A 14,010-nucleotide genomic window follows, 5' to 3' on the forward strand; every position below is an offset into this window, starting at 1 on the left:
CGGGCGTGCCGCCACGCTCGGTCTGGCGCGCCTCAGGCGGAGACCCGCGTGCCGATCGGCTCGCCGAGAAGCGCACGCGTCACGTTGCCCTCGGGCTCCATGCCGAACACCCGCATGTCCATGTTGTTGTCCATGCAGAGGCTGAACGCCGTCGAATCGACGACTTTGAGGCCACGCTGCAGCGCGTCACGGTACGTGACCTGCTCGATGCGTGTGGCAGTCGTGTCCTTCTTCGGGTCGGCGGTGTAGATGGCGTCCACGCCGTTCTTGGCGACGAGCACCTCGTCTGCACCGATCTCCAATGCTCGCTGAGCGGCGACTGTGTCGGTCGAAAAATACGGCAGACCCGCACCTGCGCCGAAGATAACGACGCGCCCCTTCTCCAGGTGACGCTCTGCTCGGCGCGGGATGTACGGCTCCGCGACCTGGGTCATCGATATCGCCGACTGGACGCGAGTGGCGGCGCCGGCCTGCTCGAGGAAGTCCTGAAGGGCCAAGGCGTTCATGACGGTGCCGAGCATGCCCATGTAATCGGCGCGTCCGCGGTCCATGCCTCGCTGGCTCAGCTCCGCACCGCGGAAGAAGTTGCCTCCGCCGACCACGATGGCGATCTCGACCTGATCCACCGCCGCCGCGATATCACGCGCGATCTGACTGACGACATCGGGGTTCACACCCAGCTGTCCTGCCCCGAAGGCTTCGCCGGAGAGCTTGAGAAGGACGCGTCGGCGTCCGGTGCGTTCAGTCATTGGTGGGTGGTCCTCTCGTCCCGATTCAAGATAGTGCCTTCTGGGCATGGAAAAGGGGTTCGGATCGCAATGGATCCGAACCCCTTCACAACTGCTACGCGCCGACCTTGAAGCGCGCGAAGTCTGTCACGGTGATACCGGCATCCTTCGCCACCTGGGCGACAGAGAGCTTGTTGTCCTTGGCGTAGTCCTGCTCGAGCAGGGAGACCTGCTTGATGAACGCCGACACGCGGCCCTCGACGATCTTCGGCAGAGCAGCCTCGGGCTTGCCCTCGTTGCGCGAGATCTCGGTGACGATCTCACGCTCCTTCTCGACGGCCTCGGCGGGAACAGCATCCCGATCGAGGTATGACGGGTTGGCGAACGAGATGTGCTGGGCGATGCTGCGCGCAGTCTCCGCGTCGTCACCTGTGTAGGCGACGACAACGCCGATCTGTGGCGGCAGGTCCTTGCTGGTGCGGTGCAGGTAGACCTCAACGGAGTCGCCGGTCACCGTGCGAACCTGACGCAGTTCGACCTTCTCGCCGATGATGGCTGCCTCGTCCGAGATCAGCTCGCCGACACTCTGGCTGCCGGCGGACGCCGCGAGGGCGTCCTCGACCGTGTTCGCCTTGGCAGCAGCAGCAGCGTCGGCGACCTTGTCGGCCAGCGCGATGAAGCGCTCGTTCTTCGCGACGAAGTCGGTCTCGCATGCGAGCTCGATGAGCGTGACGCTGCCGTCCTGCTCGCGAGCGACGACGAGTCCCTCGCTGGTGGAACGGTCAGCGCGCTTCGCGTTGCCCTTCGCACCCTTGAGGCGGAGGATCTCGACGGCCTTCTCGCGGTCGCCTTCTGCTTCCTCGAGCGCCTTCTTCGTGTCGACCATTCCGGTGCCGAGCTGCTCACGCAGCGCCTTGATGTCAGCGATGGTGAAGTTGGCCATGTGTGGTGGCTCCTTGCTTCGTGGTGGGTGTGTACGCGGAATTACTTGGCGTCGGCCTCGGCCGGAGCCTCGGTCGCCTCAGCGGCGGGAGCCTCTTCAGCGGCAGCCTCGGTCGCCTCAGCGGCAGGAGCCTCTTCAGCGGCAGCCTCGGTCGCCTCAGCGGCAGGAGCCTCTTCAGCGGCAGCCTCGGTCGCCTCAGCCTCGGTCGCCTCAGCCGCAGGAGCCTCGGCGGGCGTCTCGAGAAGTTCCTTCTCCCACTCGGCCAGCGGCTCGGCGTCGCCCGACTCGGGGTTGTGCTTCTGCTGCAGGCCTTCGGCTGCGGCGTCGGCGATGATGCGGGTCAGCAGCGAGACGGAGCGGATCGCGTCGTCGTTGCCGGGGATCGGGTACTGGAAGTCGTCCGGGTCGGCGTTCGTGTCGAGGATGCCTATCACGGGGATGCCGAGCTTCTTGGCCTCGTCGATCGCGAGGTGCTCGCGCTTGGCGTCGACGACCCACAGAGCCGAAGGCGTCTTGGTCAGATTGCGGATTCCGCCGAGCGACTTGTGCAGCTTGTCGAGCTCGCGCTTCTTGAGCAGCAGCTCCTTCTTGGTGAAGCCGCTGTTCGCAGGGGTCTCGTAGTCGAGCTCCTCGAGCTCCTTCATGCGTGCAAGACGCTTGGAGATCGTCTGGAAGTTGGTGAGGAGTCCACCGAGCCAGCGCTGGTTCACGAACGGCTGACCGACGCGAGTGGCCTGCTCGGCCAGGATCTCCTGAGCCTGCTTCTTCGTGCCGACGAAGAGGATGGTGCCGCCGTGTGCGACGGTCTCCTTGACGAAGTCGTAGGCGTTGTCGATGTATCCCAGCGACTGCTGAAGGTCGATGATGTGGATGCCGCTGCGCTCCGTGAGGATGAAGCGCTTCACCTTCGGGTTCCACCGGCGAGTCTGGTGTCCGAAGTGCACGCCGCTGTCGAGCAGCTGGCGGATGGTGACCACAGCCATGGTCGTCTCCTGGTTCTGGCGCGTGGAGCGCCGTTGAGGTTGTGTCGCCAATCGGATGATCGGCAAGCCTGGTGCCCGACACACGCCCACCCGCTCTTGCGAGCAGGACCTGAGGGAGTGGATGCCACGACCGTGTCTTTGCAGACGCGGATCGCTCTGGGCACGCGTAGTCACCCCGATATTCGAGGTGCGACCTCCAGTGTACAGGATCCGTCGGCTTCGACCGCTCCTGCACAGGGCGCATCGGGCAGCGGTTCTCCGCGGAAAGCGGGCTTCTCGGTCACGCGCCCGCGCCTGGGGTTCGAGGATGGACGGATGCGAGTCCAGAGCAACCGCAATCCGAGGATCTCCATGGCGCGAAGCCCGATCGTGTTCCTGCTGCTGCTCTGCCTGCTGCCAGGAGCTGCTGTCGCTCCGCCGACGCCGGACCCGGCGTGGATCTGGCCCGTCGACGGCGTGCGCGCCGTCATCACGCCGTTCCGCGCGCCCGCGCACGACTACGGCGCCGGCCATCGCGGTGTCGACATGGCCGCCCCGACGGGAGTCGTCGTACGTGCACCCGCAGCCGGGATAGTGGCCTTCCGCGGCGTCGTGGTGGACCGGCCGCTGATCACGATCGACCATGGCGGCGGAGTCGTGACGACACTCGAGCCCGTGGAATCGACGCTGACGCCGGGCACCGCGGTCGCCGCGGGCGAGGACATCGGCACTGTCGCGCACGGTGGTCACACTCCGGCCGAACAGTTGCACCTCGGCGTGCGCTACAACGACGTCTACATCAATCCGATGCTGAAGTTCGGCGATGTCCCGCGGGCGATCCTTCTCCCATGCTGCGGGCCGCGTGAGGACGCACTCAGTGGCAGCTCGCACACCGGCTCGCCGGACACCTTCACGCGCGGGGATGGGCGAGTCGGTAGGTCGCTGTGAGTCGCTCAGTGGAGACGTGGGTGTAGATCTGGGTCGTTCCCAGGCTCGCGTGCCCGAGGATCTCCTGCACCGCTCTGAGATCCGCACCGCCGTCGAGGAGGTGCGTCGCCGCTGAGTGTCGCAGCGCGTGCGGACCGACGGCGTCCGCACCGATGATCGGACCGAGCGCGTGCGCGACCAGCGTGTACACGGCCCGCGGGCCGAAGCGTCCACCGCGCACGCCGAGGAAGACGGCGGGCGTCGTCCGCTCGGCGCGGGTGGCCAGTACGGTGCGGCCCCGCGTCAGGTATGCCCCGAGAGCATCGCGCGCGGGGATGCCGTATGGCACGACCCGTTCCTTGGATCCCTTGCCGAGCACCCGCACGGTGGCACGATCCAGGTCCAGGTCGTCGACGTCGATTCCGCAGAGCTCCGAGACCCGCATGCCCGAACCATAGAGCAGCTCGAGGATCGCATGATCGCGAAGACGGATCGGGTCACCGTCGGCCGATGATTCTCGGTGCGTGTCGAGCAGCGTTCGCATGCCGTCCTGCGACGCGACGGCAGGCAGCGTGCGTCCGCGCTTCGGCGCGATCAGCCGAAGACTCGGATCCAGGCTGATCAGCTCCTCGTCCTTCGCCCACGCGAAGAAGGAGCGCGCAGCGGCCGCTCGTCTGGCCAGCGTGGAACGCGCATCGCCGCGTTGAGTGGCATGCCATAGCCAGTCGCGCAGCGTCTCGAGGTCGATATCGGCGAGCGACCTCTCCCCGACGGCGTCCGAGAGGTCGTGCAGATCCGACCGATACGCTCGCACAGTCGCCGGCGAGAGCCTGCGCACCTGAGCGAGATGCGCGGTGAACGCATCCGCGGCGGCATCGAGATCCATGTCTCCAGCATGCCCCGCCGTGTTCAGCAGATTGAAGTGCCTCGCCGGACCGGCACGACCCGCAGACCGCGCCATCGATGGGGCGGTGCCCTCACCTCGTGCGCAAGCGCCATCCCGCACCATCGTCGCCAACGCGCCGTTCCAACGACAGCAGCCCCAGCAGCGCACGCACACGCGCTTCTGACAATCCGGCGATCCGGGCGAGCTCTGTCGAAGAACGAGCGGTGCGGGTGCTCATGGCGTCGAGGAGGCGGATCTGATCGGGATCGACCCGCTCCGCACCTCCACCTCCACCTCCACCGATACTCGCATCCATGCCGAGCAGTTCTCGCACGTCCGCCGTGCTCGTTACGCAACGCGCGTCGTACTCGCGGAGCAGGCGATGGCATCCGGCGGACGCCGCGGATGTGACCGGCCCCGGCACGGCACCGAGCGGCCGTCCGAGCGCCGCCGCATGACCAGCAGTGTTCAACGATCCGCTGCGCCATCCGGCTTCCACTACAACGGTCGCCATACCGAGCGCGGCGATGAGCCGATTCCGTGCGAGGAATCTCCATTTGGTCGGAGCTGCGCCGCATGGGAGCTCGCTCACCATGGCTCCCGTCGTCTGGATGCGCTCGAACAGCTGCTGATGCCCGGCTGGGTACGCACGGTCGACTCCTCCGGCGAGGAACGCGACGGTTCCTCCCCCGACACCGAGTGCTGCGCGATGCGCGGCACCATCGATGCCATATGCGCCTCCGGAGACCACGAGAGTGCCGGATGCTGCGAGATCGCCGGCGAACTCGGCAGCGATGGATTCGCCGTAGGCGCTCGCCGCACGCGCCCCGACGATCGAGACGCGTTCGGGCGCGACCAGCCGTCCGGCGTCGCCGCGGACCCACAGCAGTGCAGGAGCGTGGTCTCCCAGATCGTCGAGCGACTCCGGCCATTGCTCGTCACCCGACAGCATCAGTCGCGCTCCCACCTCTTGCGCACCGCGCAGCGATTCCATGACGGCGCGGGGTCGAGCGCGTGGCCTCCAGCGCCGCTGCGCTTCGCCGATAACACGGTCCGACAGCGCGAACCGCGAGTCCTCCACGGCGACACGCAGCGCTTCGACCGCTCCGAGCTGTGCGATGAGCGCCCCCGCCACGCCGTCACCCGGCTCGGCGATCACGCCCCAGCTGATGCGGGCCAGCGTCTGCGCCGGATCATCGTCCGGCCGCGCGATGCGAGCCGCGGTGCACGCCTCAGTGTCTGCGAGCAGAGCCTCCATCATGAGATCAGTCCCTTCTTCAGAAAGAGCGCCCGACCGAGTTCGTCACTTCCAGGTCTCTCCACTCCGGCAAGATCTGCCATGGTCCAGGCCAGACGCAGCACCCGGTCGTATCCGCGCAGCGTGAGCAGCCCACGCTCGAGCGCGCGATCGAGGGGTGCACGCACCTCGAGCGGAAGCCGTAAGGACCCCTGTCGCAGATGCGAGCCTGCGACCTCGGCGTTGAGCGTCCAAGGTGTATCGGCCCATCGCGCCACTGCACGCGCTCTCGCCTTCTGCACCCGATCCCTGGCATCGGCCGTCGTGATCCCGGATCGCTCAGGTGAAGTCGCACGCGATGCAGCGACCCGCGCGACCTGAAGATCAATGTCGATGCGATCCCTCAGCGGTCCTGACAGACGCGCCGAGTACCTGCGGATCGCGATCGGCGGACAGATGCACTCCGCGCCGCGCACACCGTAGTTTCCGCACGGGCACGGATTCGTCGCGAGTGCCAGTTGAAATCGTGCGGGGAACCGTGCACGGAACCCCGCGCGATCGATCTCGATGCTCCCCGATTCCAGCGGTTGGCGCAGCGCGTCCAGTGCGACGCGCGAGAACTCTGCCGCCTCGTCGAGGAACAGGATTCCGCGATGAGCCCGCACGATCGCTCCTGGCCGTGCGGCCCGCGATCCGCCGCCGACGAGTGCCGCCACCGAAGCGCTGTGATGAGGCGCTTCCAGAGGCGGCAGGTCGTCGAGAACGTCGACGGCGGCACCGGAAAGCGATCGAATCGCGGCGACCTCGAGCGCAGCATCCTCGGTCAACGGCGGGAGTATTCCTGGCAGCCGACGCGCCAGCATCGTCTTTCCTGCTCCCGGCGGCCCACTCATCAACAGGTGATGCCCGCCGGCCGCCGCAACGATCAGGGCCTCGACGGCTTCCTCCTGGCCCACGACATCGGCGAGATCGAGCGATTCCGCTTCAGGCCGCGTCGCCGCGGCAGCAGCCACAGGCTCGACATCGGACACCGCGATGTCAGCGCCGTGCCACATCGCCACCTCCGCCAGGGTCGTGGCGGCGCGCACTTGCATCCCCGGTACGAGTCCCGCCTCGGCCGCATTCGCGTGCGGGACGATCACCCGCTCGAATCCCGCGCGTGCGGCTGCGAAGACGGCGGGGAGCACGCCAGGGACCGGGCGCACCCTTCCATCGAGCCCGAGTTCGCCGATGTGCACGGTACGAGCGATCGACGCGGCGTCGAGAACTCCCCCGGTCGCCACCGCCGATATCGCGATGCCGAGGTCGAATCCGCTGCCGTGCTTGGGCAGGCTCGCCGGCGAGAGGTTCACCGTCAGTCGTCTGCGCGTCAGCTCCAACTCGGCATTCGTCACGGCGTTGTGCACGCGCTGCGCGGCCTCGCCGAGTGCCTTGTCCGGCAGGCCGACGATCTTGAACCCCGGCGTCTGATTCGACACATCCGCCTCGATCTCGACGAGATGGCCATCCACGCCTGTGAGCGCCACAGCCCAGGTGCGCGCCGTCTTCATCGCAGATCCACCAGATGCTCGAGGGCGCCCGTTGCCGGGTCCGCGCCGACGATCCCGATGATCTCGAGGCGCAGCATCCGATGCCCCGCGAGATCACGATGCTCTGCAGCCCACGCGTACCCCAGACGCCAGAGGCGTTGCCGCTTGCGCTCGTCGATCGCCTCGAACGGGTGCCCGAAGCCGACGCTGCGTCTGGTCTTGACCTCGACGATGCCGAGCACACCGTCGCGCTCGGCGACGATGTCGATCTCGCCCTGTCCGCAACGCCAGTTGCGGTCGAGAATCCGATACCCGTGGGTCGTCAGGTGCTGTGCGGCGCGGTCTTCACCCGCACGCCCGAGGTCGTCTTTCGCTGCCATGGAGACAGCATGCGCGCGATCGTAGAGCCTGCATCCTCGTGATTCACGCGACCTGGGTACGACGGCCGGAAAAGATGAACAGTGCCGGAAGAGTCACTTGCCGTCGAGCGAGAGCTCCTCAGGCAGCTCGAACTCGCGCCGCTGCAGTTCTTCGACGTTGACGTCCTTGAACGTCAGCACCCGCACCGCCTTGACGAACCGGTCGGCGCGATAGATGTCCCAGACCCACACATCGGTCATCGAGATCTCGAAGTAGAAGTCGTGCTCGGTGTCCCGACGGACGACATTCACCTCATTCGCGAGGTAGAACCGGCGCTCGGTCTCGACGACGTATTGGAACTGCCCTACGACATCGCGATACTCGCGGAACAGCGCGAGTTCGAGTTCGCGGTCGTAATCGTCGAATGCCTCTTCGTCCATGATGAGTCCATCCTACGAGTTCAGAACAGAGTGGGTGCATCGGCGATCGCCCACGACGCCCGGTGGAACGGCGAGAGCCCCGCCTCACGGATCGCCGCGCGGTGCTCAAGACTCGCGTAGCCCTTGTTGCGGTCCCATTGATACGCCGGGTGCTCGACGTGCAGCTCGGCCATGTACGTGTCCCGTGCGACCTTCGCGATCACGGACGCCGCAGACACCGACGCGCAGTCGCGGTCGCCCTTGATCACTGAGCGCACCTGCAGACTGTCTGGGCGCACTCGCGAGACATAGTCATGATTGCCGTCCAGAATCACGAGCGCCCCATCGAGAGACGCTCCCAGCGCCACGACGGCGTCTATCGCACGGGATGCCGCGAGCCCCAGCGCACGCATGATCCCTCCGTCGTCGATCTCGGCGGCCGTCGCCCAGCCGACACCGGATGCCTGCACCCATGCAGCGGCTCGGGCGGCAACTTCGGGGCGGCGCTTCTCCGTGACGAGCTTGGAGTCGCGCAGTCCCTGTGGCACGCGACGGCGCGAGCCGGCGGCATCCATGACCGAGGCGCCGACGGCGACGGGACCTGCAAGCGCACCGCGACCGACCTCGTCGAGCGAGATGATCAGATCGTACTCGGCGAGCAGCTTGCGCTCGAGGGTGAGCGTGGGCGCGACGACAGTCATCTCTGTGGGTCCGGTACGCCGTTGAAGATGTCGTGGTGGCCGTCGACCGTTCCGATCCGGTCCAACGGCCAGGTGGTCAGGAACGTCTTGCCCACCACGTTGTCCAGCGGCACGAAGCCGCCGCTCGGAAGGTCTTGATGCGCGCGTGCATCCTGTGATCGGTCGCGGTTGTCGCCCATGAGCCAGAGCGAGTCCGCCGGAACGGTCACGTCGAAGGGCTCGTTCGAGGCGGCGGTGTCGCCATCCGGAAGGTTCAGGTACGACAGCTCGTCGATGGGAGCACCGTTGATCTCGATCTGTCCGAGCGAGTTGCAGCAGACGACGTGATCACCTGGCAGGCCGATCAGGCGCTTGACCAGATGATCTTCGCTGTCCGACGCGGAAAGGCCGATCAGGGTGAGCAACGAGTCGACGGCCTCTACGAGCGGCGGCCCTGGCGGCTCCTTGACATGCACGGGCAGCCAGCCACCGGGATCCTGGAAGACGACGACGTCGCCTCGCGCGTACCCGGTCCAGTTCGGCGTCAGCTCATCGACCAGGATGCGGTCGTTGACGAGGAGAGTGCGCTCCATCGACGCGGATGGGATGTAGAACGAGCGCACCACGAAGGTCTTCACGAGGAAGGAGACCAGGGCCGCGATCACGATGATCACCAGCACGTCTCGGAGGAAGATCAGGAATCCGCGGCGCCTCCTGGGGCGCACGTCGGCGGCGGATTCGGTCGTCATCGCATTCCTTCAGGGGTTCTTCGTACCGCGCTATGCCGGCATCATCTAGGTTCGCACACTCCGGGACGAACAAAGACACCCCGGGACGCTGTGTCCCGGGGTGTCAACAGTTGAAGCAGCGATCAGCTGCGCTTCTCCTTGATCTTGGCCTTCTTGCCACGCAGCTCGCGCAGGTAGTAGAGCTTCGCGCGACGCACGTCACCGCGGGTGACGACCTCGATGTGGTCGATCACCGGGCTGTGCACCGGGAAGGTGCGCTCGACGCCCACCTGGAAGCTGATCTTGCGGACCGTGAAGGTCTCGCGCACGCCATCGCCCTGACGGCCGATGACGATGCCCTGGAAGACCTGGACACGGGAGCGGGTGCCCTCGGTGATGTTCACGTGCACCTTGACGGTGTCACCGGGATTGAAGACAGGAATGTCGGAACGGAGCGAAGCCGCGTCGACGGCGTCCAGGATCTGCATGATCGTCTCTCTCTGCACTCGCCACAGGTCGGATGCATGGGATGGAAGGATTACGTGAATGTGTGCTTGACGGCGCGTGATGCGACCGCGGGCTCCCCTGAGGCAGAGCCGGTAACGGCACAAAGATCTATTCTGCCATGGATCCGGCACTGCACCAAAACACGGATCAGCGCTCGGAGGCCGGGTTCTCCTGGATCACGAAGACTTCGCTGTCGACACGCGTCCGGCTCGGACGCTGTGCTTCGGCCTCCGGCGGCGGTGCCTGGGATGCCGGCATCGTGATACGGATGCCGCCACCCGCGCCGCGCGCCTCATTCCACAGCTGTCGCAGCATGAGCCAGAACAGAGCGAGCGCGACGGCGATCGCCCCGGTCAGAAGGAGCGGGAACCATGCCTGCGGGTAGCAGCCCACGGCGATCGTCAGCGTATGCCAGACGCCGAATCCCAGCACATCCCACCACGACACCATGCGTGTCTCGCGCACCGCCGCACGCGCGCGCACCAGCAGAGTGAGCGCGAGTTGACCGATGAAAACCGAAGGGATCGCGATGAAGAGCACCCAGAGGAACGCCCAGCCGCCGGCGTTGAAGATGCCCCAACCGATCAGCAACCACAGCGGCAGCACAACGGCGGCCGGCATGAGCCATCGGTAGAACGCGCGTCGCAACCACATGTTCAGATCGTACGACGCCCTCCTGCGCGTACGGCGGGTGTTCGCTGTGAGCATGGACCGCGTGCATCGGAGGGACAGGGCGCATCGGAGAGAATGGAACAGACGAGAGGAACACCATGATCGAATTGCGCACCCCTGCCGAGATCGACGAGATGAGAGCGGCCGGACGATTCGTCGCCGAGACACTGGCGACGCTGCGCGACGAGACCAAAGTCGGAACGAATCTGCTGTCGATCGATCGGCGGGCGCACGAGATGATCCGCGCGCAGGGCGCCGAATCCTGCTACATCGACTACCACCCCTCGTTCGGCGCCAGCCCGTTCGGCAAGGTCATCTGCACCTCGATCAACGACGCCGTGCTGCACGGTCTCCCCCATGACTACACGCTGCGCGATGGCGACCTGGTGACGTTGGACTTCGCGGTCTCCGTGGACGGCTGGGTCGCGGACTCCGCCGTGTCGTTCGTCGTCGGCACGCCCCGCGACGAAGACCTTCGTCTCATCGACACCACCGAGCGAGCACTGGATGCTGCGATCGACGCCGCCACGGTCGGCAACCGCATCGGCGACATCTCCGCGGCGATCGCCGCGATCTCGCACGGCGAGGGCTACTCCATCAACACCGACTTCGGGGGACACGGCGTCGGGCGGATCATGCACGGCGACCCGCACATCCCGAACGACGGACGCGCTGGGCGCGGCTTCCCGCTGCGCGCCGGCCTCGTCTTCGCCATCGAGCCGTGGCTGCTCGCCACCACCGACGAGCTCGTCACCGACCCGGATGGCTGGACGCTGCGCAGCGTCGACGGATCGCGCGGAGCCCACTCCGAGCACACGATCGCGGTCACCGAGGACGGGCCGATCATCCTCACCGACCGCTCCTTCCTCGGGGTGAACTGACCTCTCAGCCCTCGCCCCCTCCCCCCGTGCGCGAAATGGGACTCACCGCGTGAGACAGGATGTGCCAGGGCCTGTTTCGACCGACACGACCTGTTTCACGGGTCAGGACGCGGTGTACACGAAGACGTCGGTCAACATCGGGAGCTCGAACTGCGACTGACCGGCAGTCTGCGGATCAGCATCCAGAATCGCTTCCAGCTCGGCGACCATCTGCGCACGGGTCTCCTCATCGGCGACGAGGAAGCTGCTCACCGTGAGCCACCGGGCGATGTACGCGCTGCGGGCGATGTTCTCCGACCACGCGATCTCCGCGTGGTGATCGAAGGCGAATCCCGGCAGTTCTTCCGCGGCGGACTCGGTCGTCGCGTCTTCCTCCGCCACCGCGGGGTGCGCGACACGATGGCAGGCACGATCCCATGTGCAGGTCGGGTCGGAATGATTCCAGAGCAGGCCCAGCGTGCCGCCCGGCACGAGCACGCGAGCCATCTCCGCGCACGCCGGATCCCGATCGAACCAATGGAATGCCTGCGCGACGGTGACGGCATCCAGAGTCGCGTCAGGCAATGCGATGCTCTCAGCTCCGCCGACGATGGCCTCAACGTTGGGCAGCTTCGCCCGCAATACATCGAGCATGGCGGCAGACGGCTCCACCGCCACGACGCGATCGGCCCGCTCGATCAGCAGTTCGGTGAACTTCCCCGTACCTGCCCCGAGGTCGAGAACGCTGTCGACCAGCTCCGGGATGATCTCCGCCGCAGCGGCTGCCGGGAATCCCGGCCGGTACCGGTCGTACTCCTCGCCGATGCTCTCGAACGACTTCGCCAACTGCTGCTTCTGCACGCTTCGACGCTAACAGCACGCGCAGCGCGCTACGCGAGCTCGATCAGGTCCTGATACTCCTGGCTCCAGATGTCTTCGACACCGTCGGGCAGGATCAGCACGCGCTCGGGGTTCAGGGACTGCACGGCCCCTGGATCGTGCGAGACGAGCACCACAGCGCCCTCGTAGTGCGCGAGCGCGTCGAGGATCTCCTCGCGAGACGCGGGGTCGAGGTTGTTGGTGGGCTCATCGAGCAGCAGCAGGTTCGCGGATGACACGACCAGGGTCGCCAGCGACAGTCGCGTCTTCTCTCCGCCGGAGAGGACCCCGGCCGGTTTCAGCACGTCGTCTCCGGTGAACAGGAACGAGCCGAGCACTCGGCGGGCTTCCATCTCGGTGATGTGCGGCGCGGCCGAGACCATGTTCTGCAGTACGGATCGATCCACGTCCAGGTTCTCGTGCTCCTGCGCGTAGTAGCCGATCTTCACGCCGAAGCCCGGCTCGAGCTGTCCGGTATCGGGCTCGTCGACGCCGGCGAGCATGCGCAGCAGCGTGGTCTTGCCTGCACCGTTGAGGCCGAGCACGACGACCTTGGATCCGCGATCGATCGCGAGGTCGACGTCGGTGAAGATCTCCAGTGAACCGTACGACTTCGACAGCCCGGACGCCATCATCGGCGTCTTGCCGCACGGGGCGGGCTTGGGGAACCGCAGCTTGGCGACCCGATCCACCTCGCGCACGTCGTCCAGGCCGGCCAGCATCTTCTCGGCGCGTGCCACCATCTGATGCGCAGCGGCGGCCTTGGATGCCTTCGCACCGAAGCGTGCCGCCTGCTGCTGCAGGGTCGTCGCCTTCTTCTCGACGTTCGCGCGCTCCTTCTTGCGGCGCTCCTCATCGGCCACCCGCTGACGCAGGTAGTTCTTCCAGTTCATGTTGTAGATGTCGATGCTCTGACGATTCGCATCGAGGTAGAACACCCGGTTCACGGTCTCCCCGACGATGTCGACATCGTGGCTGATCACGATCAGCCCGCCCTTGTAGCTCTTCAGGAACTCGCGCAGCCACACGACGCTGTCGGCGTCGAGGTGGTTCGTCGGCTCGTCGAGGATCATCGTGTCGGCATCGGAGAACAGGATGCGCGCGAGTTCGATGCGGCGGCGCTGCCCACCGGACAGTGACTTCAGTGGCTGATCGAGGATTCGGTCGGGCAGAGACAGGTTGTTGGCGATGGATGCCGCTTCCGCCTCCGCCGCGTAGCCGCCGAGTCCTTCGAACTGCTCGGTGAGGTTGCCGAAGCGACGCATCGCCTTCTCGGCGACCGCCGAGTCGGCGGATGCCATCTCCTCAGCGGCCTTGGTCATGCCCAGCTGGATCGTTCCGAGGCCTCGTGCATCCAGGATGCGCGTGCGGGCGAGCATCTCGGGGTCGCCGGAACGGGGATCCTGAGGGAGGTAGCCCAACTCTCCGGACTTCGTCACCTTGCCGTCGGAGGGCAGCAGGTCGCCTGCGAGCACCTTCGTCAGAGTGGTCTTGCCGGCGCCGTTGCGTCCGACCAGTCCGATCTTGTCGCCGTCGGAGACGCGGAACGACACGCCATCCATGAGGAGGCGGGCGCCAACGCGAATCTCGAGGTCGTGCACGGCAAGCACAGCAATGGTCCGTTTCGTCAGGGAGGGGTGGAGTGGCCAGCGAATGGTGGAGACACCGGGCCAGCCTCTCAGTATAGGTCGAC

At 66.4% G+C, this 14,010-nt stretch carries 16 protein-coding genes; 2 read left to right on the forward strand and 14 right to left on the reverse strand.

Annotated features, from left to right (window positions below; genetic code table 11):
- Positions 1-32: 32 nt before the first annotated feature.
- The 3 genes from pyrH to rpsB form a co-directional block, all read right to left on the reverse strand.
- Entirely contained in the window at positions 33-749 is a 717-nt protein-coding gene (gene pyrH, locus HDC95_RS04905) for a UMP kinase (protein WP_259062092.1), read from the reverse strand.
- 94 nt (positions 750-843) lie between these two features.
- Positions 844-1,671 (reverse strand): translation elongation factor Ts, encoded by an 828-nt coding sequence (gene tsf / locus HDC95_RS04910; RefSeq protein WP_259062093.1) that lies wholly within the window; start codon positions 1,669-1,671, stop codon positions 844-846.
- A 41-nt stretch (positions 1,672-1,712) separates the two neighbouring features.
- Complete coding sequence (gene rpsB, locus HDC95_RS04915) at positions 1,713-2,654, reverse strand: 30S ribosomal protein S2 (RefSeq protein WP_259062094.1); 942 nt, start codon at positions 2,652-2,654, stop codon at positions 1,713-1,715.
- 351 nt (positions 2,655-3,005) lie between these two features.
- Between rpsB and HDC95_RS04920 the strand changes: the two genes are divergently transcribed.
- Complete coding sequence (locus HDC95_RS04920) at positions 3,006-3,581, forward strand: murein hydrolase activator EnvC (RefSeq protein WP_259062095.1); 576 nt, start codon at positions 3,006-3,008, stop codon at positions 3,579-3,581.
- Here the strand turns inward: HDC95_RS04920 and HDC95_RS04925 are convergent.
- The 9 genes from HDC95_RS04925 to HDC95_RS04965 form a co-directional block, all read right to left on the reverse strand.
- On the reverse strand, positions 3,544-4,446 hold the full coding sequence (locus HDC95_RS04925; protein ID WP_259062096.1) for a tyrosine-type recombinase/integrase: 903 nt from the start codon (positions 4,444-4,446) through the stop codon (positions 3,544-3,546). The genes HDC95_RS04920 and HDC95_RS04925 overlap by 38 nt on opposite strands.
- Positions 4,447-4,537: 91 nt before the next feature.
- The gene (gene dprA, locus HDC95_RS04930; protein WP_259062097.1) at positions 4,538-5,707 is read right to left on the reverse strand and encodes a DNA-processing protein DprA; all 1,170 of its coding nucleotides are present in this window, start codon (positions 5,705-5,707) and stop codon (positions 4,538-4,540) included.
- A complete protein-coding gene (locus tag HDC95_RS04935; protein WP_259062098.1) occupies positions 5,704-7,233 on the reverse strand; it encodes a YifB family Mg chelatase-like AAA ATPase in 1,530 nt (509 codons plus the stop codon). Before HDC95_RS04935 ends, dprA begins: the two co-directional genes overlap by 4 nt.
- On the reverse strand, positions 7,230-7,592 hold the full coding sequence (locus HDC95_RS04940) for a YraN family protein (RefSeq protein WP_259062100.1): 363 nt from the start codon (positions 7,590-7,592) through the stop codon (positions 7,230-7,232). The genes HDC95_RS04935 and HDC95_RS04940 overlap by 4 nt, the downstream gene beginning before the upstream one ends.
- Before the next feature lie 93 nt (positions 7,593-7,685).
- Positions 7,686-8,012: a DUF2469 family protein gene (locus tag HDC95_RS04945; protein ID WP_033107234.1), complete on the reverse strand. Its 327-nt coding sequence runs from the start codon at positions 8,010-8,012 to the stop codon at positions 7,686-7,688.
- A 20-nt stretch (positions 8,013-8,032) separates the two neighbouring features.
- Positions 8,033-8,692: a ribonuclease HII gene (locus tag HDC95_RS04950; RefSeq protein WP_259062102.1), complete on the reverse strand. Its 660-nt coding sequence runs from the start codon at positions 8,690-8,692 to the stop codon at positions 8,033-8,035.
- Positions 8,689-9,420 carry a signal peptidase I gene (gene lepB / locus HDC95_RS04955; protein ID WP_259062103.1) on the reverse strand — a complete coding sequence of 244 codons (732 nt, stop codon included), beginning with the start codon at positions 9,418-9,420 and terminating at the stop codon, positions 8,689-8,691. The genes HDC95_RS04950 and lepB overlap by 4 nt, the downstream gene beginning before the upstream one ends.
- Before the next feature lie 122 nt (positions 9,421-9,542).
- Positions 9,543-9,887: a 50S ribosomal protein L19 gene (gene rplS / locus HDC95_RS04960; RefSeq protein ID WP_259062104.1), complete on the reverse strand. Its 345-nt coding sequence runs from the start codon at positions 9,885-9,887 to the stop codon at positions 9,543-9,545.
- Positions 9,888-10,053: 166 nt separating this feature from the next.
- The gene (locus HDC95_RS04965) at positions 10,054-10,560 is read right to left on the reverse strand and encodes an MFS transporter permease (protein ID WP_259062105.1); all 507 of its coding nucleotides are present in this window, start codon (positions 10,558-10,560) and stop codon (positions 10,054-10,056) included.
- A gap of 116 nt (positions 10,561-10,676) precedes the next feature.
- Between HDC95_RS04965 and map the strand changes: the two genes are divergently transcribed.
- Entirely contained in the window at positions 10,677-11,459 is a 783-nt protein-coding gene (map, locus tag HDC95_RS04970; RefSeq protein WP_259062107.1) for a type I methionyl aminopeptidase, read from the forward strand.
- A gap of 102 nt (positions 11,460-11,561) precedes the next feature.
- Here map and HDC95_RS04975 read toward each other — a convergent pair whose 3' ends face one another.
- Both HDC95_RS04975 and HDC95_RS04980 read right to left on the reverse strand, forming a co-directional pair.
- Entirely contained in the window at positions 11,562-12,299 is a 738-nt protein-coding gene (locus HDC95_RS04975) for a class I SAM-dependent methyltransferase (protein WP_259062109.1), read from the reverse strand.
- Between the two features lie 29 nt (positions 12,300-12,328).
- Entirely contained in the window at positions 12,329-13,927 is a 1,599-nt protein-coding gene (locus tag HDC95_RS04980; protein WP_310503229.1) for an ABC-F family ATP-binding cassette domain-containing protein, read from the reverse strand.
- Positions 13,928-14,010 lie beyond the last annotated feature (83 nt).

It is taken from the genome of Microbacterium sp. AK031, assembly GCF_024807145.1.
Taxonomy (GTDB): domain Bacteria; phylum Actinomycetota; class Actinomycetes; order Actinomycetales; family Microbacteriaceae; genus Microbacterium.

What these genes read in the sequence shown, in the direction of transcription:
- HDC95_RS04965 (WP_259062105.1), bottom strand. Translation starts at nt 10,560, where the DNA reads ATGTGGTTGCGACGCGCGTTCTACCGATGGCTCATGCCGGCCGCCGTT.
- map (WP_259062107.1), top strand. Translation starts at nt 10,677, where the DNA reads ATGATCGAATTGCGCACCCCTGCCGAGATCGACGAGATGAGAGCGGCC.
- HDC95_RS04920 (WP_259062095.1), top strand. Translation starts at nt 3,006, where the DNA reads ATGGCGCGAAGCCCGATCGTGTTCCTGCTGCTGCTCTGCCTGCTGCCA.
- HDC95_RS04945 (WP_033107234.1), bottom strand. Translation starts at nt 8,012, where the DNA reads ATGGACGAAGAGGCATTCGACGATTACGACCGCGAACTCGAACTCGCG.
- HDC95_RS04935 (WP_259062098.1), bottom strand. Translation starts at nt 7,233, where the DNA reads ATGAAGACGGCGCGCACCTGGGCTGTGGCGCTCACAGGCGTGGATGGC.
- HDC95_RS04925 (WP_259062096.1), bottom strand. Translation starts at nt 4,446, where the DNA reads ATGGATCTCGATGCCGCCGCGGATGCGTTCACCGCGCATCTCGCTCAG.
- lepB (WP_259062103.1), bottom strand. Translation starts at nt 9,420, where the DNA reads ATGACGACCGAATCCGCCGCCGACGTGCGCCCCAGGAGGCGCCGCGGA.
- pyrH (WP_259062092.1), bottom strand. Translation starts at nt 749, where the DNA reads ATGACTGAACGCACCGGACGCCGACGCGTCCTTCTCAAGCTCTCCGGC.
- tsf (WP_259062093.1), bottom strand. Translation starts at nt 1,671, where the DNA reads ATGGCCAACTTCACCATCGCTGACATCAAGGCGCTGCGTGAGCAGCTC.
- rpsB (WP_259062094.1), bottom strand. Translation starts at nt 2,654, where the DNA reads ATGGCTGTGGTCACCATCCGCCAGCTGCTCGACAGCGGCGTGCACTTC.
- rplS (WP_259062104.1), bottom strand. Translation starts at nt 9,887, where the DNA reads ATGCAGATCCTGGACGCCGTCGACGCGGCTTCGCTCCGTTCCGACATT.
- HDC95_RS04950 (WP_259062102.1), bottom strand. Translation starts at nt 8,692, where the DNA reads ATGACTGTCGTCGCGCCCACGCTCACCCTCGAGCGCAAGCTGCTCGCC.
- HDC95_RS04940 (WP_259062100.1), bottom strand. Translation starts at nt 7,592, where the DNA reads ATGGCAGCGAAAGACGACCTCGGGCGTGCGGGTGAAGACCGCGCCGCA.
- dprA (WP_259062097.1), bottom strand. Translation starts at nt 5,707, where the DNA reads ATGATGGAGGCTCTGCTCGCAGACACTGAGGCGTGCACCGCGGCTCGC.